Origin of the sequence: Pseudomonas sp. B21-021, assembly GCF_024749205.1 — a bacterium.
GTDB classification, from domain to species: Bacteria; Pseudomonadota; Gammaproteobacteria; order Pseudomonadales; family Pseudomonadaceae; genus Aquipseudomonas; species Aquipseudomonas paraglycinae.
Genome location: NZ_CP087192.1, coordinates 3,956,703 through 3,976,139 on the forward strand (window position 1 = coordinate 3,956,703; position 19,437 = coordinate 3,976,139).

At 62.8% G+C, this 19,437-nt stretch carries 16 protein-coding genes; 10 read left to right on the top strand and 6 right to left on the bottom strand.

The genetic code is table 11. The features are described from left to right. Positions 1–36 precede the first annotated feature (36 nt). The 3 genes from LOY31_RS17625 to LOY31_RS17635 are packed head-to-tail and all read right to left on the bottom strand — an operon-like array spanning position 37 to position 3,605. Positions 37–927: a LysR substrate-binding domain-containing protein gene (locus tag LOY31_RS17625; protein ID WP_258711942.1), complete on the bottom strand. Its 891-nt coding sequence runs from the start codon at positions 925–927 to the stop codon at positions 37–39. A 6-nt stretch (positions 928–933) separates the two neighbouring features. Continuing rightward, positions 934–3,141 carry a xanthine dehydrogenase family protein molybdopterin-binding subunit gene (locus LOY31_RS17630; RefSeq protein WP_258711943.1) on the bottom strand — a complete coding sequence of 736 codons (2,208 nt, stop codon included), beginning with the start codon at positions 3,139–3,141 and terminating at the stop codon, positions 934–936. Then, entirely contained in the window at positions 3,141–3,605 is a 465-nt protein-coding gene (locus tag LOY31_RS17635; protein WP_085602752.1) for a (2Fe-2S)-binding protein, read from the bottom strand. Before LOY31_RS17635 ends, LOY31_RS17630 begins: the two co-directional genes overlap by 1 nt. A gap of 118 nt (positions 3,606–3,723) precedes the next feature. Here LOY31_RS17635 and LOY31_RS17640 point away from each other — a divergent pair, with 118 nt between their 5' ends. The 9 genes from LOY31_RS17640 (at position 3,724) to LOY31_RS17680 (ending at position 13,443) form a co-directional block, all read left to right on the top strand. Further along, entirely contained in the window at positions 3,724–4,614 is an 891-nt protein-coding gene (locus LOY31_RS17640) for a LysR substrate-binding domain-containing protein (RefSeq protein WP_221534236.1), read from the top strand. A 229-nt stretch (positions 4,615–4,843) separates the two neighbouring features. Then, on the top strand, positions 4,844–5,773 hold the full coding sequence (locus LOY31_RS17645) for an amidohydrolase family protein (protein WP_007952852.1): 930 nt from the start codon (positions 4,844–4,846) through the stop codon (positions 5,771–5,773). A 4-nt stretch (positions 5,774–5,777) separates the two neighbouring features. Continuing rightward, positions 5,778–6,683, top strand: coding sequence for an amidohydrolase family protein (locus tag LOY31_RS17650; RefSeq protein ID WP_258711944.1), 906 nt, complete (start codon positions 5,778–5,780; stop codon positions 6,681–6,683). Between the two features lie 261 nt (positions 6,684–6,944). Beyond that, positions 6,945–8,330: a UbiD family decarboxylase gene (locus LOY31_RS17655; RefSeq protein WP_221535581.1), complete on the top strand. Its 1,386-nt coding sequence runs from the start codon at positions 6,945–6,947 to the stop codon at positions 8,328–8,330. A gap of 11 nt (positions 8,331–8,341) precedes the next feature. Then, complete coding sequence (locus LOY31_RS17660) at positions 8,342–8,965, top strand: UbiX family flavin prenyltransferase (protein WP_258713618.1); 624 nt, start codon at positions 8,342–8,344, stop codon at positions 8,963–8,965. 66 nt (positions 8,966–9,031) lie between these two features. Next, positions 9,032–10,081: a GTP-binding protein gene (locus LOY31_RS17665; RefSeq protein ID WP_258711945.1), complete on the top strand. Its 1,050-nt coding sequence runs from the start codon at positions 9,032–9,034 to the stop codon at positions 10,079–10,081. A gap of 245 nt (positions 10,082–10,326) precedes the next feature. Next, entirely contained in the window at positions 10,327–11,682 is a 1,356-nt protein-coding gene (locus LOY31_RS17670) for a nucleobase:cation symporter-2 family protein (RefSeq protein WP_085602740.1), read from the top strand. Between the two features lie 12 nt (positions 11,683–11,694). Continuing rightward, positions 11,695–13,083: an amidohydrolase family protein gene (locus LOY31_RS17675; protein ID WP_085602738.1), complete on the top strand. Its 1,389-nt coding sequence runs from the start codon at positions 11,695–11,697 to the stop codon at positions 13,081–13,083. 150 nt (positions 13,084–13,233) lie between these two features. After that, complete coding sequence (locus LOY31_RS17680; protein ID WP_258711946.1) at positions 13,234–13,443, top strand: hypothetical protein; 210 nt, start codon at positions 13,234–13,236, stop codon at positions 13,441–13,443. 5 nt (positions 13,444–13,448) lie between these two features. Here the strand turns inward: LOY31_RS17680 and LOY31_RS17685 are convergent, their stop codons facing one another. The 3 genes from LOY31_RS17685 to LOY31_RS17695 form a co-directional block, all read right to left on the bottom strand. Then, a complete protein-coding gene (locus tag LOY31_RS17685) occupies positions 13,449–14,369 on the bottom strand; it encodes a bifunctional oligoribonuclease/PAP phosphatase NrnA (protein ID WP_258713619.1) in 921 nt (306 codons plus the stop codon). A 74-nt stretch (positions 14,370–14,443) separates the two neighbouring features. Next, on the bottom strand, positions 14,444–15,727 hold the full coding sequence (locus LOY31_RS17690; RefSeq protein WP_258711947.1) for a Zn-dependent hydrolase: 1,284 nt from the start codon (positions 15,725–15,727) through the stop codon (positions 14,444–14,446). Between the two features lie 141 nt (positions 15,728–15,868). Next, the gene (locus tag LOY31_RS17695) at positions 15,869–17,353 is read right to left on the bottom strand and encodes an NCS1 family nucleobase:cation symporter-1 (protein ID WP_179694509.1); all 1,485 of its coding nucleotides are present in this window, start codon (positions 17,351–17,353) and stop codon (positions 15,869–15,871) included. A gap of 621 nt (positions 17,354–17,974) precedes the next feature. Between LOY31_RS17695 and hydA the strand changes: the two genes are divergently transcribed. Next, positions 17,975–19,414, top strand: a complete 1,440-nt coding sequence (gene hydA, locus LOY31_RS17700; protein WP_258711948.1) for a dihydropyrimidinase — start codon at positions 17,975–17,977, stop codon at positions 19,412–19,414. Positions 19,415–19,437: the final 23 nt, after the last annotated feature.

Here is a 19,437-nt window from a genome sequence, read left to right on the forward strand (position 1 = left end):
GGCCGTTGTGATCGTGCCGGGCAACTTTGCCCCTGATTACCGCGATGTGTGATCGACCAGCTCGCGCAGCGTATCGAGAAACAGCTTGAGCACCGGCGAGGCATCGTCCGCTCGATAAGTCGCGTACAGCGGCACTTGCGGCAACGCCGGGGTCAGGCGCCGGAACACCAGTCCGGCGGGAGCCAACTGCTCGATCGATGCGGGTAACAGCGCCACGCCAAACCCGGCACGAACCAGACTGAGCAAGGTCTGCACCTCGATCACCTGCTGGCGGATCTGCGGGGTGAACCCGGCCTGAATGCAGCACTGATAGAGAAAATTGGCGAACCGCGACTGCTTCAATTCCAGCGCCACAAACGGCTCCTGCGCCAGATCAGCCGGCGCCAGCACCTCGCGTCGGGCCAGCGGGTGATCCTGCGGTATCACCACATGGATCGGTTCATGGATCAGCAATTCATTGCGCAATTGCGGGTCGTCATAACCGACGCGGAACACGCAGGCGTCGATGCGTTTTGCCTTCAACGCCTTGACCTGGGCCGCCGGGGTCATTTCATGCAAACGCCAGGTCACCTGCGGATAGCGCTCGCGAAACAGGTGCAGCGCCTTGGGCAGCACGCCGACCATCACCGAACTGATCATGCCGATTTCCAGCTCGCCCAGTTGCCCGCGACCAGTTTGGCGGGTCAGGTCCAGCGCCCGCTCGAGTTGCTCGAACACCAGCGGCGCCTGCTCCTTGAGCATCTGCCCCGCCGCTGTCAGCTCGACCCGATGGTGGCTGCGCTCGAACAGCGGCGTGCCGAGTTCTTCCTCCAGCAAACGGATCTGCTGGCTCAGCGGCGGCTGGCAGATGTGCAGCCGCTCGGCGGCGCGGCCAAAGTGCAGCTCATCGGCCAGGGCCATGAAGTACCGCAGCAAACGCAGGTCCATGGCGGTTTACCCCAGGTTCAATGGTGTGGAACGCTGACGCACCCCGGTCAGGCTGAACAGCGCATTGGCAATCGCCGGGACCACCGACGGACTGCCCAGCTCCCCGACGCCGCCCGGTTTGTCCGGCTGGCCGTCGAGCACGAGGATGTCCACCGGCGGCATGTCCGACATGCGGGTGACGCGATAGTCATGGAAATTGCTCTGCACCACCCGGCCCTGCTGGATGTCGAGACGGTCGAATAGCGCGTGACCGAGGCCCCACATCAATCCGCCGTAAATCTGCTCCTCGACCCCGCCGGGCGACACCGCCAGACCGCAATCGACCACACAGGTCAACTTCTCGACCCGGGCCTTGCCGTCCACCTTCGCGACCCGCGCCACCACGGCGATGAAACTGGTGTAGCCCTGATTGGTGGCGATCCCCAGCGCCGTGTCCGGCGGCAGTTTCTGACCCCAACCGGCGCGCTCGGCGGCCTGCTTCAGCACCGCCACATGCCGTGGCCGTTCCTGCATGTTGGCCAGCCGGAACGCCAGCGGATCTTCACCGGCCGCGTGGGCCAGTTCATCCATGAAGCTTTCCACGGCGAACACGTTGGGAATGAAACTCACCGAGCGATACCAGCCGCTGGGCACGTTGCTTTCGTGTTTGACCCAGTTCAGTTCCAGGTGCGGCGGACGGTAGGCGAAGTCCCACGCGGTGATCGCTTCGGTGGTGCTGTAATCCATGTGATCCGGGCGCTCGAAATAGCCCGGCTCCCACTGTTCCGGCGAGGCCGGTGACACCGCATGCAGTTGCAGCGCGGTGAGTTTGCCCTGGGCATCCAGTGCACCTTTTACCCGATGCAGCGTGGCCGGGTGATTGAACAGCGCGTGCATTTCGTCTTCGCGGCTGTTGAGCAGTTTCACCGGCACACCGGTTTTCTGCGCCAGATACGCGACCTCGAACAGCCAGTATTTGGCTTCCCGCGCACCGAAGCTGCCGCCGGACACCAGCTCATGGATGGTGACCTTGTCCTTGCCGATGCCGCACACGGTCTGCGCCGCTTCCAGCGCCGACGACGGCACCTGCACACCGCCCCAGTAGGTGATCGCCTTGTCCTTGACCTGCGCGGTGATGCAGATCGGTTCCAGCGGGTTTTGCACCTTGTAGGGCATGGTGTAATCGGCTTCGAGCAGCTTCGCCGCGCCTGGCCATTGTGCGGCGACATCGCCCTGGGCCATGGCTTTGACGGTTTGCGTTGCCGGGTCGCTGATCGCCGCGATCTGCGCTTTACTCAGCTCGGCGCTGTCGAAACCGGCCAGCGGCGAGTCGCTCCATTTGATCTCCAGCAGCTGGCGCCCCTGTTGCGCGGCCCAGAAGGTTTCGGCCAGCACCGCGACGCCTTCGAGGTTGCCGCCGAGCACGTCCGGTCGCCCCGGAACCGCGATCACCTTGCGCACGCCCGGCACCTGCAAGGCGGCCGCCGAATCCACCGCAACAACCTTGGCGCCCACCACCGGCGCTCGCTGGATTACCGCCACCAGCATCCCCGGCAACTGCACGTCGATGCTGTACTTGAAGCGCCCGCAAACCTTGGCCGCTGCATCGCGTTTGTGGCGCAACTTGCCGATGTATTTGAACTGCGCCGGATCCTTCAGCGTGACGTTCGTCGGTGCTGGCAGATGCGCCGCCGCGCCGGCCAGTTCGCCGTAGCCGAGGCTGCGTTTGCTCGACGCATGCACGACCCGGCCTTCCTCGGTGGAGCAGCTGTCGGGGCTGACTTTCCACTGCTGCGCCGCCGCACTGATCAGCAGCGCCCGTGCCGTGGCGCCGGCCATGCGCAGGCGATCGTATTCCAGTGAAACGCTGGTGCTGCCGCCGGTGGAGAAGACTTTCCAGACCGGATGAATGTAGGTTTCGAAGAACGGGTCTTCCGGGGTGATGACCTGCACCGTCATCGGGTTCACGTCCAGTTCCTCGGCCACGCACGCGGCCAAAGCCGTCTGGGTGCCGGTGCCGGAATCGTGCTTGTGCACCACCAGTTTCACCGTGCCGTCGGGCAGCACGCGCACCCAGGCGTTGGGTTCGAATTCAGTGGCTGTGGTTTTCGCTTCAGTCGCCGCCGCACCGGAAGGCAGGTACAGCGCAATCGCCAGACCGGACGCCACCGTCACCGCCTGTTTGAGAAACACCCGGCGCGAGGGTTCTTGAAGGGTGCCGTCGATGAGGCTCATCACGCCTCCTTCGGCGCATTCGCCGCCCGTTTGATCGCTTTGTTGATGCGCCCGTAAGTGCCGCAGCGGCAGATATTCCCGGACATCGCGTTGCGGATCGAGTCGTCGTTGACCGGTGCGCCGGTGTTGAGAAGCGCGGCGGCGGACATGATCTGCCCGGATTGACAGTAGCCGCATTGCGGCACATCTTCGGCGACCCAGGCCAGTTGCAGCGGATGGTTTTCGCTGGGCGACAGGCCCTCGATGGTGGTGATGCTGTGGCCCGCGACGGCGGCCAGCGGCAACTGGCAGGAACGCACCGCGACGCCGTTCAGGTGCACGGTGCAGGCACCGCACAGGCCCATGCCGCAACCGAACTTGGTGCCGGTGAGTTTCAACTGATCACGCAACACCCATAACAAGGGCATGGAGGGGGACGCCTCATCCAGCTCGCGTCGTTCGCCGTTTACCGTGAATGCAATCATTGTCCGGCTCCAAAAGAGCGGCCCGTCTTTGTGCGGGCCTGGTGACCGATTATTGGAACCCCCGGCAACGCGCGGCCAGCGACGATTTCTGCCAACCGGTGTAAGCAGGACTAACAACATGTACAAGCGATACCCGTCGGTGCAGTCCATGAGCGCGTTCATCCACGCGGCGCGCAGCGGCAGTTTTTCCAGTGCCGCGCGCAAGCTCGACCTGACCCACAGCGCGATCAGCCAGCAGATCCGCGCCCTGGAAGACTTCATCGGCCAGCCGCTGTTCGTGCGCGAAGGCGGCGGCAGTAACCTGACCGACGCCGGGCAGCTGTTTGCCAGCGTGCTGTCGGATGGTCTGGCGCAAATTGATCGCGCGTTGTCTTCGGTGAAAAACCGCAGCGTGGCTCAGCGACTGACCCTGGATGTGGACAGCGAACTGGCGCAGAGCTGGCTCAATCCGCGCTTGCCGCAGTTGCTCGACGGCTTGCCGGATTACGAAGTGACGTTGCTGTCGATGCCCCGCAGTGATCGCAGCACGTTCGAACGGGTGGATTTGTCGTTGCGCTATGGCTATGGCGATTGGGACGATTGCGAGATGACCCAGATTTGTGGGGACCGGGTGTTGGCGGTGGCGTCCCCTGCGCTGCTGGAGCGGGATGGTTTGCAGCTGCCATTGAGCCCGGCGCAGATTCTTGAACTGCCACTGTTGGGGTATACGCGCAGGTCGTGGATTCCGTGGCTGGATGCGGCGGGGATGCCGGCGGTGGAACCTGCTGCTCGCGTCGTTTTTGATAACGCGGCGAATTTGATTGCGGCGGCTGAAGCGGGTGTCGGTGCGGGGCTGGTGCGTGGATTATTGGCCGCCGATGCGTTGCGCAGCGGGCGGCTGGTGGCGTTGAACGAAGCGCAGATTGCGGCGCATTACAACCTGTACGCGGTGTGGCCGCATGGGCAGGCTGAGCGGGTCGCACCTGTTGTTGAAGTGATCAAGCAGTTGGCCATGCAAACACTTCACTGACGCCATCGCTGGCAAGCCCATATCGAACAAGTATCACCACCCCACCCAATTAATATTGTACGAACCCTCCCCCGCCTTCCAATACTCGCCTCAAGCAACCACCCACCCGGGCCGGATGCGAACAGGCGAGGGAATGCGCGAGTGCTGCGCATAGAAACGGCCGATTGCCCGGGACGTGGATGCTGTGAGCCGCAAGGCTCCCTTCCCCGCTATCAGGAGATCGACTTCAATGATCATCGATATCAGCTGCTATCCCACGGATCTCGTGGACCTCGCCTGGAGGCATGACGGTGACCCGTTCACCGGCGAGCGTCTGCTGGAGATGATGGATGGCCCGTACATGGTCAACGGCAAGCCTCGCCGCATCGACAAAGCCTTCATCCAGCCGCCGCAGGGCAACACCATCTACACCTGGACCGACGGCGAACTGTCGGGCCGCGAATCCATCGACGCCTACATGGCCTACACCCTGAAAATGGTCCAGACCTATCCGGACCGCTTCATCGGCTGCTTCGTCTACAACCCGCGCTGCGGCGTGGAAAACGGCGTCGAGGCGATCGAGCGCTACGTCAAGGAACACGGTTTCAAGATGGTGCAGATGCAGGCCAACATGCACGCCTACCGTCCCGACCGTGCGCTGGACTGGGTCCGTCCGGCCTTCGAGAAATGCGCCGAGCTGGGTATCCCGGTCAAGCTGCACACCGGCGACGGGCCTTACAGCATCCCGTCGGAATGGGTGCCGATGATCAAGGAATTCCCCAACGTCGATTTCATCATGGCCCACTTCGGCGTGCAGACCGGCGGCGTCTACGTGTTCGAACCGATGCAGTGGGCGATGGAGCTGCCCAACGTCTACTGCGAGTCCGGCTGGTGCCTGCAATCGCGGATCGTCGAGTTCGCCAAGGTGCTGCCGACCCACAAGATCCTGTTCGGCACCGACACCCCGCCGAACGAACCGGGCATGTGGCTGCGCCTGCTCGAAGTGCTCTGCCACGAGCCGCCGCAGGGCCTGAACCTCGACGAGGACACCCTCGAAGACTACCTGGGTAACAACACCGCACGGATGATCGGCCTCGAGCCGTCCCCGCCGCCGCGTTCCGTTTCCGAAGCAGAGGCGCAACTCAAGCGCCCCGTCACCACCCAACTGGCCAGGAGCTGAACCGATGATCATCGACACCCATCTGCACCCCACCAACCTGGTCGACGAGGCCTGGCGTCATACCGGCGAACCGTTCACCGGCGAGCGCATGCTCAAATTGATGGACGGCCCGTACATGATCAACGGCAAGCCGCGCCGGATCGACATGGGTTTCATCCAGCCGCCACCGGGCAACACCGGTTATCGCGACGGCAACCGTCGTGGCCGCGAGGGCGTGCGCGACTACATGTCCTACGTCGCCGAACTGTGCGTGAAGTACCCGGACCGGTTCATCGGCAACTTCAACTTCAACCCGCGCTGGGGACCGGAGAACGGCGCGGCAGAGCTGGAATTCCACATCAAGGAATACGGCTTCAAGATGCTCAAGCTGCACGCCAACATGCACGGCTATCGCCCGGATCGCGCACTCGACTGGCTGCGTCCGGCCATGAAAGTCTGCGCCAAGTACAACATCGTGGTGCTGATCCACACCGGCGACGGCCCGTACACCATTCCGACGATGTTCTACCCGATCATCCGCGAGTTCCCGATGGTCAATTTCATCATCGGTCACTTCGGCATCCAGACCGGTGGCAACTACTCGTTCGAGGCGTTCTGGATGGCGATGGACACGTCGAACGTGTACTGCGAATCCGGTTGGTGCTTCCAGTCGCGGATCGTCGAGTTCGCCAAGGAGCTGCCGCGCAACAAGATCGTGTTCGGCACCGACTCGCCGCCGAACGAACCGGGCATGTGGCTGCGCGAGCTGGAAGTGCTGTGCTCGCCGGCGCCGCAGGGCCTGGGGATCGACGAGGATCACCTTGAGGATTACCTGGGCAACAACATCGCCCGGCTGTGCGGGATCGAACCTACCCCGCCGCCCAAGGATCTGGCCGAGGCGGACATTCGTCTGACCACGACCTATCTCTAGGTACACGCACATTCCAATGTGGGAGCGGGCTTGCTCCGGGCGGCGATCCGACGAAAGCGGTGGATCAGTCACCGTAATTGCTGAATGACACACCGCATTCGCGAGCAAGCCCGCTCCCACAAGGGAACAGTGTCACGACAGGCCACACAGCGACTTTACAGGCGCGAAGATGACCCGGCGTTCGCTCGACCGGCAGGCCAACGGCTTGTCGATCGAACGCCAGCCTCACCCCTGCGTGCCTGCTTTTTACGAGGTGAAACCATGACCCGTTCGACGCTCGGCGACTCTCAGGATTTTCACGTATTCATCGACGCCTATCGCCGCCAGTATCCGGACGATGTGCTGACCATCACCCACCCTCTTTCCGCCGATCAGGACGTCACTGCCCTGGTCGATGCCCTCGCCACTCAAGGCCGCGATCCGCTGCTGATCTGCGAACACGTCGGCAACCTCGGCGTGCCGGTGGCGACCAATCTGTTCGCCTCCCGCCGGCGTATCGCCCGGCTGTTCGGCGTCAGTGCCGCGCAGTTGCACGAAACCTTCCAGACCCGCGCCAACCAGCCCATCCCGCCGCGCTACGTCGAAACCGGCCCGGTGCTCGACGAAGTCTTCGAAGGCGAAACCCTCGACCTGGCGCTACTGCCGATGCTGAAGCATTTCGACAGTGATCGCGGCCCGTACATCACCAACGCGATCATCATCGCCGAGGACCCGCAGACCGGCATCGCCAACATGAGCTATCACCGCTCGATGCGCCACGCCCGTCAGGCGTTGGCCACCAGCCTGCATTCACGCGGGCATCTGTGGCGGATGTTGCAGACCGCCCGCGAACGCGGCGAAGAATTGCGCGTGGCCATGGTGGTCGGCGCGCATCCGCTGTTCATGCTCGCCGCTGCTGCACGCCTGCCCTATGGCAGCGATGAACGCGCGGTGGCCGGCGGGCTGTTCGGTGCGCCGCTGGAACTGGTGAAGACCCCGCGCTACGGCATCGGTGTTCCGGCTTACGCCGAGTTTGTGCTCGAAGGTGCGATAGACCCGACGGCCTATGCCGAAGAAGGTCCGTTCGGCGAGTTCAGCGGTTATTCCTCGGATCGCTCGACCAACAACGTGTTGCGCGTCGACACCCTGTTGCGGCGCAAGGACGCCTGGCTGGTGGACGTGATGGGCGGGCGCTACGCCGAACACCTGACCCTCGCGCGGCTGCCCCGCGAGGCGGAAATGAGCGAGAAGCTCAAGGCACGCTTCCCCGCCGTCACCGCCGTGCATTACCCGAACTCCGGCACGCATTTTCATTGCTACGTGGCGCTGGATCAAAGCCGTGACGGCGAGGCCCGGCAGATCATGCTGGCCCTGCTCGGCTGGGATCCGTACCTGAAAACCGTGATCGCGGTGGACAGCGATATCGACCTCACCGACGACAGCCAGGTGCTGTGGGCGCTGGCCACGCATTTCCAGCCGCACCTCGACATTTTCACCATCGACGGTTTGCCCGGGAGCCCGCTGGACCCGTCGTCCTCGGTCAATGGCACCACATCGCGGATGGGGCTGGATGCCACGCGTGGCTCGGGGTTCGACGGGATCAAGGCGCAGCTCGATCAGGACGTGCTCGAACGCGCGCGGCAACTGCTTGAAGGTCTGCCATCGTGAACCGCCAGCGGATGGTGGTCGGCATCAGCGGTGCGTCCGGGTTTATCTACGGCGTGCGCCTGCTGGAGCTGCTGGCCGAGCTGAACATCGAAAGCCACTTGATCATCAGCCGCGCCGCGCTGCTGACCATGGCCCACGAAACCGACTACAAACTGGCCGACGTCACCGCTCTCGCCAGCCACTACCACCGCGCCGATGACGTGGCCGCCGGGATCGCCAGCGGTTCGTTCCGTTGCCTGGGCATGGTGGTTGCGCCGTGTTCAATGAGGACGCTGGCGGAGATCGCCACTGGCACGTCGTCGGGGCTGATCGGCCGCGCCGCCGACGTCACCCTCAAGGAGCGCCGCACCCTGGTGCTGATGGCCCGCGAAACCCCGCTGACCCTCGCCCACCTGCGCAACATGACCGCCGTCACCGAGATGGGCGGGATCATCGCCCCGCCGGTCCCGGCCTTCTACGCCCGGCCCGACAGCCTGGCGCAAATGGTCGACCACAGCCTCGGCCGCATCCTCGACCTATTCGGCCTCGATGCCGGCGTCGCCCGCCGATGGCGAGAACCATCAATCACACAAATCACCTGTGGGAGCGGGCTTGCTCGCGAAGGCGGTGTGTCAGTCAGTGCTGAAATCGACTGACCCGCCGCCTTCGCGAGCAAGCCCGCTCCCACAAAAAGCAAATCCGCGTACATCAAGGAGCCTCACATGAACACCCCCTTCAACGCCCCGACCCCGAACACCAAAATCCCGGTCACCATCCTCACCGGGTTCCTCGGTGCCGGCAAAACCACCCTGCTCAATTACATCCTCAAGGAGAACCACGGCCGCAAGATCGCGGTGATCGAAAACGAGTTCGGCGAGGTCGGCATCGACGGCGATCTGGTACTCAGTTCCGAGACCGAAGAAATCTACGAAATGGTCAACGGCTGCGTCTGCTGCACCGCCGAAGTCCGCGAGGATCTGGTGCGGATCGTCCGCGAACTGGTGGCGCGTCCGGTGCGACTCGACCACATCCTGATCGAGACCAGCGGCCTGGCCGACCCGTACCCGGTGGCCCAGAGCTTCTTCATCAACGACCCGATTGCCGAGGAAGTCGAACTCGACGCCATCGTGACCATGGTCGATGCCAAGCACATCGCCCAGCATCTGGAAGACCTGCAACTGGACGGCGTCGACAATCAGGCGGTGGATCAGATCGTCTGCGCCGACCGCATCGTCATCAACAAAGTCGATCTGGTCAGCGCTGAAGAGGTGGAAGCCCTGCGCAGCAAGATCCGTGGATTGAACGCCACGGCGGATCTGGTGACCTCGACCCACGCACAGATCGACCTGTCGAAAATCCTCGGCATCGGCGCCTTTGAATGCACGCAGAAGCTGATGGAAATCGGCGCGGATCAGCACAATCACGATCACCACGACCATGACCATCACGCTGAAGAGCCCGACCACGAGCACGACCCGAGCGTGTCTTCGGTGGGCATCGCCGTGGACGGCGCCGTCAACCTGATGGCGTTCCACCGCTGGATCAGCGAACTGCGCAGTGCTCAGGCCGACAACCTGTACCGCATGAAAGGCGTGCTGGCGGTGGCCAATGAAGACCAGCGCTACGTGCTGCAAGGCGTGCACAGCCTTGTGGAGTTCCGCGCCTCGACCGCGTGGGGCAGCGAGCCGCGCTCGAGCAAGATCGTGTTCATCGGCCGCGACCTGGATCGGGCGGCGCTGAACCAGGGCTTCGCCGCCTGCCTGGCCGGCTGAAACCCGGCATCGGAGCCGGTGGATGGCGGCTTCGCAGCACGAATGACCGATGCCGGATTTCTTGAACAACACAAAACCTGTGGGAGCGGGCTTGCTCGCGAATGCGGTGGGTCATTGAACAGTGATGTCGACTGACACACCGCTTTCGCGAGCAAGCCCGCTCCCACAAGGATTGCGGTGTTTTGAAGACGGCATCAGACGAATACCCCGCTGTACCGAATAACAACAGCTAGAGGTGATTCCCCATGTCGTCAGCCAGTTCCTCCTCCACCGTCCACCCTGTCGACCGCGTATTACCGGTGCGACAGATGCTCACCCTCGGCCTGCAGCACATGGCCGTCTCGTACATCGGCGCCATCGCCGTGCCGTTGATTGTGGCCAGTGCCCTGAAGATGTCCCACGCCGACACGGTGGTGCTGATCAGCACCACGCTGTTCTGCTCCGGCATCGCCACCCTGTTGCAGACCGTCGGTTTCTGGAAGTTCGGCGTGCGCCTGCCGATTCTGCAAGGCGTGGCGTTCAGCAGCGTCGGGCCGGTGATCGCCATCGGCAGCAACCCGGAGGTGGGGTTCGCCGGGGTCTGCGGGGCGGTGATCGGTGCGGGGATTTTCACCATGTTGATCGCGCCGTTCGTGGGCCGCTTGCGACGGTTTTTCCCGCCGGTGGTAACTGGCTGCATCGTCACGGTGATCGGTCTGCAGCTGTTCCCGATTGCCTATGAATGGGTCGGCGGCGGGCGCAACGCGAGCAACTTCGGCGCGCCGGCGTTTCTCGCCGTGGCCGTGGTGGTGCTACTGACCATCCTGCTGGTCAACCGTTATGGCAGCCCGTTGCTGCGCAACATGGCGGTGCTGGTGGGGATGCTGGTGGGCGCTGGTCTGGCTTACGGCCTGGGCATGGGCAACTTTCACAGCGTCGAGGACGCGCCGTGGCTGACCGTGCCCTACCCGTTCTACTTCGGCTTGCCGACCTTCAGTCTGATCCCCATCGCCACCATGGTGGTGGTGATGATCGTGCAGATGGTCGAATCCATGGGGCTGTTCGTGGCCATCGGCGACATCGTCGACAAACCAGTGGAAGACAAACAGGTGATCAACGGCCTGCGCGCCAATGGCCTGGCCAGCACCATCGCCGGGATGTTCGCCGCGTTCCCGTTCATTGCCTTCATGGAAAACGTCGGGCTGGTGATCCTGACCGGCGTGCGCAGCCGCTGGGTGGTGGCGATCAGCGGTCTGCTGATGTGCTCGATTGCGCTGGTGCCGAAGGCCGGGGCGATCATCGCCTCGATGCCGACCGCCGCGCTGGGCGGTGCCGGCATCGCGATGTTCGGCGTGGTTGCAGCGGCCGGGATCCAGACCCTGGCCAAGGTCGACTACGAGCGCAATCGCTACAACGTGCTGATCGTCGGTTTCACCATCGCCGCCGCCCTGGTGCCGGTGCTCGCCCCGACCCTGTTCAAACAACTGCCCGAGTGGTCACAGCCGTTCCTGCACAGCAGCGTGGTCATCGCCTGCCTGGTGTCGGTGCTGCTCAACGCGGCGCTCAACGGCGTCAGCGTGCCAGAAACCACAGCCGGCAAATCCGCCTCGCACATCCTCTGACTGGAGCTGCCCATGACTCAACTTCAAAACATCCTGATCAAGCACCCGGTCGCGGTGATGACCGGCCTGCGCGGCCCCCGTGCCCGGGCCGGCGCCGTGGACATACGCGTGGTAAACGGCCGGATCGCGGAAATGGCCGCCAACCTTGAGCCGCAACCCGGTGAACGAGTGATCGACGCGCGAAATTCGGTGGTCTATCCGGGCTGGATCAACACCCACCACCACCTGTTTCAGAACCTGCTCAAAGCCGTGCCCGAAGGCTTGAATCAGGACCTGCAAGGCTGGCTGGCGAGCGTGCCCTATCCGCGCCTGAACCGCTTCACCCCGCAATTGGCGCGGATCGCCGCACGGCTGGGGATGGTCGAACTGCTGCTGTCCGGCGTCACCACCTGCGCCGATCACCACTACCTCTACCACGCCCACGGCAGCACCGAGACCGGCGACCTGCTGTTCGACCTCGCCGAGGAATTCGGCCTGCGCTTCGTGCTCTGCCGTGGCGGTGCACTGGAGTCCGCCAGCGCACACCCGGGCTTCTCGAAAACCGCGCTGCAACCGGAATCCCTGGAACAAATGGTCGGCGATATCGAACGGCTAAAATCGCGCTACCACCAGGACACCCCGGATGCCTTGCGCCGGGTGGTCGTGGCGCCAACCACGCCGACTTTCTCGCTGCCGCCAACGTTGTTGCGCGAACTGGCGCACACCGCCCGAGGCATGGGATTGCGCCTGCACACGCACCTGTCGGAAACCGAGAACTACGTGAACTTCTGCCGCGACAAGTACAACTGCCTGCCGGTGGAGTTCGTCGCCGAACACGAATGGCTCGGCCCCGACGTGTGGTTCGCCCACGCCGTGCACCTGCAACCGGGAGAAATCCGCATGCTCGCCCAGACCGGCACCGGCGTCTCCCATTGCCCGGTGAGCAACGCCCGGCTGGGCAGCGGTGTCGCGCCGATCCCGCAAATGTATGAGGCCGGCGTGCCGATCTCCCTCGGCGTCGACGGTGTGGCCTCCAACGAATCCGGAAGCATGGTCGGCGAAGCCAACACCGCGTGGCTGATCCACCGCGCCGAACAAGGCGCCTCGGCCACCACCGCCGAAGACGTCATTCACTGGGGCACAGCCGGCGGCGCGCAAGTGCTCGGCCTTGGCGCGGTCGGTACGCTGGAAATCGGCCAGGCAGCGGATCTGGTGATCTACAGCCTCGACCACCCACGCTTCTACGGTTTCCACGACAGCGCCGTCGCACCGGTCGTCGCGGGTGAGCCGATTGCCGTGAAGTACAGCCTGGTGGGCGGGCGGATCGTCGTCGATAACGGCGTGATTCCGGGGCTGGATATCGAGCGGATGCGGGCCGAGGCCTGGGAGGGTGTGCAGGCGATGATGAAGGTCGACGATTGATGCATGACCGGTGGGAGCGGCGGTGCGACCATTCGCCTCGTCAGCTCCCGACGGCGGCATTAGCGCCTTCCAGTTTTGTCGACTAACGTTAGTACCTCATCGGATTGAGCCCCTGCCAGTTACACCGGGCTCTTGATCAAGGAGAGACTGATGAAATCCAGCCGCCTCATCGAACAGACCTATCGCACCTGGTCCAGCCCTATCCTGCTGGAGCTGAAAAAGCGAGAGCACGAGATGGCGCCGGCCGAACGCCAGGCGCTTGAGAATGTGCTGGTGGAAAGACGATTGCTGGACGTTGGCAACCCGAAAGGCGTTGAACGGCGTAAGAGTGCGGCGAGTAAAACCGACAATCCCGGATAATCACTTCACCCGCCTGAGTTTGCGTTCAGCCCCAGACTCAGTAGCTCCTTGCGCAAGATCGAGGGCTTTAGAGCCGCTAATCCAGCCTGCCATTCCACCGGCAGCAAACGACTCAACTTCTGCTGGCTGACCACGGGTTCGGCCAGCAAACAGCTTTTGCGTTGGCTGATGCAGATGACGTTCAGCAACCAGTCATCGCCCTGCCCGGCCATCCAATCGTTGATCGTCGAGCGATGCCTTTCGAGCAAGGCATCGGCGTCCCACACCGTCATTTGAGCGAAGACCTGCGGCAGGAGGCTGTCGGGTTTCATCCGTTTCAAGTCTGCGGCCAATGCGGCGCAGATGTCTGATTCGATAGCGGTCTGGCATTCGAGGAAGTATTGCTCGGGCCAGTCCGCCATGAGTTTCCCGTGGGGCGCGAGTTCGGCGTAAGCGTCGATGTCCGCTGTCGTGGTCATCTGTCCGGTGAAATTCAGTGTGTTGTCCAGAATCGCCGTGGCCAGCAGCGCGGCGCTTTGTTCGCTGATCTTCGACAGCCATCCTGCGGCTTTCCAGCGCTGGAAAACCTGAGTCGCCGCCGCGCCGATCGGGCGGATATCGGCAGCAGATCCGAGAGTCTGTGCCCAATGCTGTTCGAAACCCGGATGATGGTCGATGACTTCCACCACCCGATCGAGTGCGACCATTGGGTCAAAATGGTGGTAGTCGGAGACGTCGACCAGCACAAACTCGTCGCTGGATGTCGGGCGGTAATCGTCCAGAACAGCACCCCAGCCGAGCACGGTTTTCGAAACGCTGGCATTGGGTTTTGCGCTGCTGACGGCACGGGTGGGAATGCCTTGCAGGTTGAGCAGTTCTGCGTAGGCGATGCAGCAGGCGTAGGCGTCGATGTCCAGATACGCGGAGCCTGAGGTGATGACTTTGATGGGCGACATTGCGCGTCCTGACTTCCATTTCAGGGGCGGCAACGTCGCACATTTTCATGAACGATTAATGAACGTCAGGCTGCCCGTTGCCCCCCGGCCACCGCCGCCGAAGCCGCCAGCATCGCCCGCAACAACACCGCACAGCCGGCCGCCAGATCGTCCGGGGCGGCGCTTTCGATTTCGTTGTGGCTGATGCCGCCTTCGCACGGTACGAAGATCATCCCGGCCGGACCCAGTTCGGCGAGGAAAATCGCGTCGTGGCCGGCGCCGCTGACGATGTCCATGTGCGACAGGCCCAGACCTTTGGCCGCACCACGCACCGCTTCGACGCAGCCCTTTTCGAAATACAGCGGCGGGAAGTCGGCGGTCGGAGTCAGTTCATAGGTCAGGCCGTGTTCTTCGCAGGTCGCTTCGATGACTTGCCTGACCTCGGCGATCATCGAGTCGAGGCGTGCCGGTTCCAGGTGCCGGAAGTCGAGGGTCATGCGCACCTCTCCGGGGATGACGTTGCGCGAGCCGGGATAGGCTTGCAGGCAACCGACCGTGCCGCAGGCGTGGGGTTGATGACCGAGCGCTGCGCGATTGACTGCACCAACGATGACCGAGGCGCCGACCAGGGCGTCCTTGCGCAGGTGCATAGGGGTCGGGCCGGCGTGGGCTTCGACGCCGCGCAGTTTCAGGTCGAACCACTTCTGCCCCAGTGCGCCGAGCACTACGCCGATGGTTTTCTGTTCGTCCTCCAGGATCGGGCCTTGCTCGATATGTGCTTCGAAATAGGCGCCGACCTTGTGCCCGCTGACCTTGCGCGGTCCGGCGTAGCCGATGGCGTTCAGCGCTTCGCCGACCGTGACGCCGTCGGCATCGACCTTGGCCAGGGTTTCTTCGAGGGTGAACTTTTCGGCGAACACGCCGGAGCCCATCATGCACGGGGCGAAGCGCGAGCCTTCTTCGTTGGTCCAGACCACCACTTCCAGCGGCGCCTCGGTTTCTACGCCCAAGTCATTGAGGGTTCGTAACACTTCGACCCCGGCCAGCACGCCGAAGCAGCCGTCGAACTTGCCGCCGGTAGGTTGGGTGTCGATGTGGCTGCCGGTCATCACCGGTGGCAGGTTCGGGTTGCGGCCGGGACGACGGGCGAAGATGTTGCCGACTTCATCGACCGTGACGCTGCAACCGGCGTCCTTGCACCACTGCACGAACAGGTCGCGGGCCTGGCGGTCGAGGTCGGTCAGGGCCAGGCGACAGACCCCGCCCTTGACCGTGGCGCCGAGTTTGGCCAGCTCCATGAGCGACGCCCACAAGCGGTCGCGGTTGATGTGCTGATGGGTCGATTGCAGAACGTCTACGGCTGCGTTCATGGGGATCTCCTCAGGCAGTTCTTATGAGTTTCTTCAAGCAGTTTTTGTGTGTATTTGAGGCCGTCTTCGCGAGCAAGCCCGCTCCCACAGGGGAACGCATTTCAAATGTGGGAGCGGGCTTGCTCGCGAAGAGGCCAGCCGCTACACCGGTGATTTCACTACCGAAGGCGTCGCACGCATCGCGCACAATCCGTAATAGATCAACCCGCCCAGCGCCGAGCCGGTGAACCAGCCGTAGCTGTAGAACCAGCTGAATGCGCTGCTGCCCAGCGACAGCAGGGTCAGCACCACCGGCACGCCGAAGGCGATGAACCCGGCCCAGTTCCACGCCGGATACACGTCGTCGCGGTACAGGCCAGCCAGGTCCAGTTGCTGTTTCTTGATCAGGAAATAGTCCACCACCATGATCCCGGCGATCGGCCCGAGCAGGCTGGAATAGCCCAGCAGCCAGTTCGAATACACGGTTTCCAGACTGACATCGGAGACGATCAACCCAAGCTTTTTCAGCAGCTCATGGCCCATCAGCGCCAGCCCGACGAACCCGGTGAGGATCACCGCTTTGGTGCGGTTGATCACCTTGGGCGCGATGTTCTGGAAGTCGTTGGTTGGCGAAACGATATTGGCGGCGGTGTTGGTCGACAGCGTCGCGATGATGATCAGTGCCATGGCTACCGCGACCCACACCGGGCTCTGGATGTGGCCGATCAAAGTCACCGGATCGGAGACGCTGACGCCCACCAGCTTCACCGAGGCGGCGGTCATCACCACGCCCAGTGCGGCGAACAGGAACATGGTCAGCGGCAGGCCGAAAATCTGCCCGAGGATCTGATCCTTCTGACTACGGGCATAACGACTGAAGTCGGGAATGTTCAGCGACAACGTGGCCCAAAAACCGACCATCGCCGTCAGCCCGGCGGCGAAGTAACTGACCACACTCGCGCCCTCGGGACGCTTCGGCGGAATCGCCAGCAATTCAGTCATCGACACATTCGGCATGGCCCACACCAGCAACCCTATGCCGACCGCCACCAGCAGCGGCGCCGACAGGGTTTCCAGCCATTTGATCGACTCTGCGCCACGGATCACCACCCACAGGTTCAGCGCCCAGAAGACCATGAAACCGATCACCTCCCCCGTCCCGCCGAGGGATTTCCAGCCGTCGAACACCGAGCCGAGAAACAGGTGAATCGCCAGCCCGCCAAACATGGTCTGGATGCCGAACCAGCCGCACGCCACCAGCGCGCGGATCAGGCACGGCACGTTGGAGCCGAGAATTCCGAACGACGAACGCAGCAGCACCGGAAACGGAATCCCGTATTTGGTGCCGGGAAACGCGTTGAGCGTAAGAGGGATCAGGACGATGACGTTGGCAAACAGAATCGCCAGCAAGGCCTCGCCGACGCTCAGGCCGAAATACGCGGTGAGGACGCCGCCGAGGGTGTAGGTCGGCACGCAGATCGACATGCCGACCCACAGCGCGGTGATGTGCCATTTGTTCCAGGTTCGTTCGCGCACCTTGGTCGGTGCCATGTCGTGGTTGTAACGGGGACTGTCGAGGACGTCGCTGCCGGCTTCGAGTTCGAACAAGCCGTCGCGCTCGGTCACTTGCGATCTGTTCTGTTGCATGGCCGCTCCACTGTTCTTCTGATTATTTTTTTGCTCATCAGGCGGCTGCACGCGCAGGTGCGAGCCGGACGATGGCCGGAGGAACTGACAACTTTCATGCACCGGCCATGGTGTCAGCGGCGGCATCAATAAACGTGCCGGGTGCCCCGCTTGCGCATCGGGCCGTGCTTTTTATTTCCTGCAACTTACTGATGTTTATCAGTTTTAATTATTCACCTGGTGAGGCCGCGAAAACTTGACTGAACACTCAGGCTAAATGCCAGGCAAGTTGTCCGAACTGTCAGGACTCAATCTGGTGCACTGCATTATTTTTCTTCGGGAAGCATCACTCTCCGCTCAACTTCAAGCGGCTGATTTCACATAGGAAATCTTGCTCATATTTCCAACCTGTCAAGTGCGTCAAAATGGTGAAGCGCCTCACCATTTTGGTGATTTTGTATTTTTATCGTTATTTATCAGCTACTTAAAACAGTCATAAGCTTATAAAAAATAATCTTGATCAATTGCAGAACTGCGACTAGCGTCTATTCCTGACAGCGCTGACAAGATTACGCATTTGGCGCTGCAAACAATAAAACACTAGAACCGGCACAAGTCGGTCATGCCTGCGAGGAACTCGGAATGTCTCTGTTGATCCGTGGCGCCACCGTTGTTACCCATGATGAAAGTTACCGCGCCGATGTCTATTGCGCTGACGGCGTGATCAAAGCCATTGGTGAAAACCTGGATGTTCCCGCCGGCGCCGAAGTGCTCGATGGCAGCGGCCAATACCTGATGCCCGGCGGCATCGATCCGCACACCCACATGCAACTCCCGTTCATGGGCACGGTGGCCAGCGAAGACTTCTACAGCGGCACCGCCGCAGGCCTGGCCGGCGGCACCACCTCGATCATCGATTTCGTGATTCCCAATCCGCAGCAATCGCTGCTCGAAGCCTTTCACCAGTGGCGTGGCTGGGCGGAAAAGTCCGCGTCCGACTACGGCTTCCACGTCGCGATCACCTGGTGGAGCGAGCAGGTGCGCGAGGAAATGGCCGAACTGGTCAGCCATCACGGGATCAACAGCTTCAAACATTTCATGGCCTACAAGAACGCGATCATGGCCGCCGACGACACGCTGGTGGCGAGCTTCGAGCGCTGCCTGGAACTCGGCGCGGTGCCGACCGTGCACGCGGAAAACGGCGAGCTGGTCTATCACCTGCAACGCAAGTTGATGGCCCAGGGCATCACCGGGCCGGAAGCGCACCCGCTGTCGCGGCCCTCACAGGTCGAAGGCGAAGCCGCGAGCCGGGCGATCCGCATCGCTGAAACCATCGGCACGCCGCTGTACCTGGTGCATGTCTCGACCAAGGAAGCCCTCGACGAAATTACCTATGCCCGCAGCAAGGGCCAACCGGTCTACGGAGAAGTGCTGGCCGGGCATCTGCTGCTGGACGACAGCGTCTACCAGCACCCGGACTGGCAGACCGCCGCCGGCTACGTGATGAGCCCGCCGTTCCGCCCGCGCGGGCATCAGGAGGCGCTGTGGCATGGTTTGCAGAGCGGCAATCTGCACACCACCGCCACCGACCATTGCTGCTTCTGCGCCGAGCAGAAAGCCGCCGGCCGCGACGACTTCAGCAAGATCCCCAACGGCACCGCCGGCATCGAAGACCGCATGGCGGTGTTGTGGGATGAAGGGGTGAATTCGGGACGGTTGTCGATGCAGAACTTCGTCGCCCTCACCTCCACCAACACTGCAAAAATCTTCAACCTCTACCCGCGCAAGGGCGCGATCCGCGTCGGCGCCGATGCCGACCTGGTGCTGTGGGATCCGCAAGGCACTCGCACCATCTCCGCCAAGACCCACCATCAGCAGGTGGACTTCAACATCTTCGAAGGCAAGACCGTGACCGGTGTGCCGAGCCATACCGTCAGCCAGGGCCGGGTCGTCTGGGCCGATGGAGACCTGCGCGCCGAACGTGGGGCGGGCCGCTATATCGAGCGGCCGGCGTATCCGGCGGTGTTTGATTTGCTGAGCAAGCGGGCTGAGATGCACAGGCCTGTGGCCGTCAAGCGCTGATCCCTGATCGTTCTCACACTGAT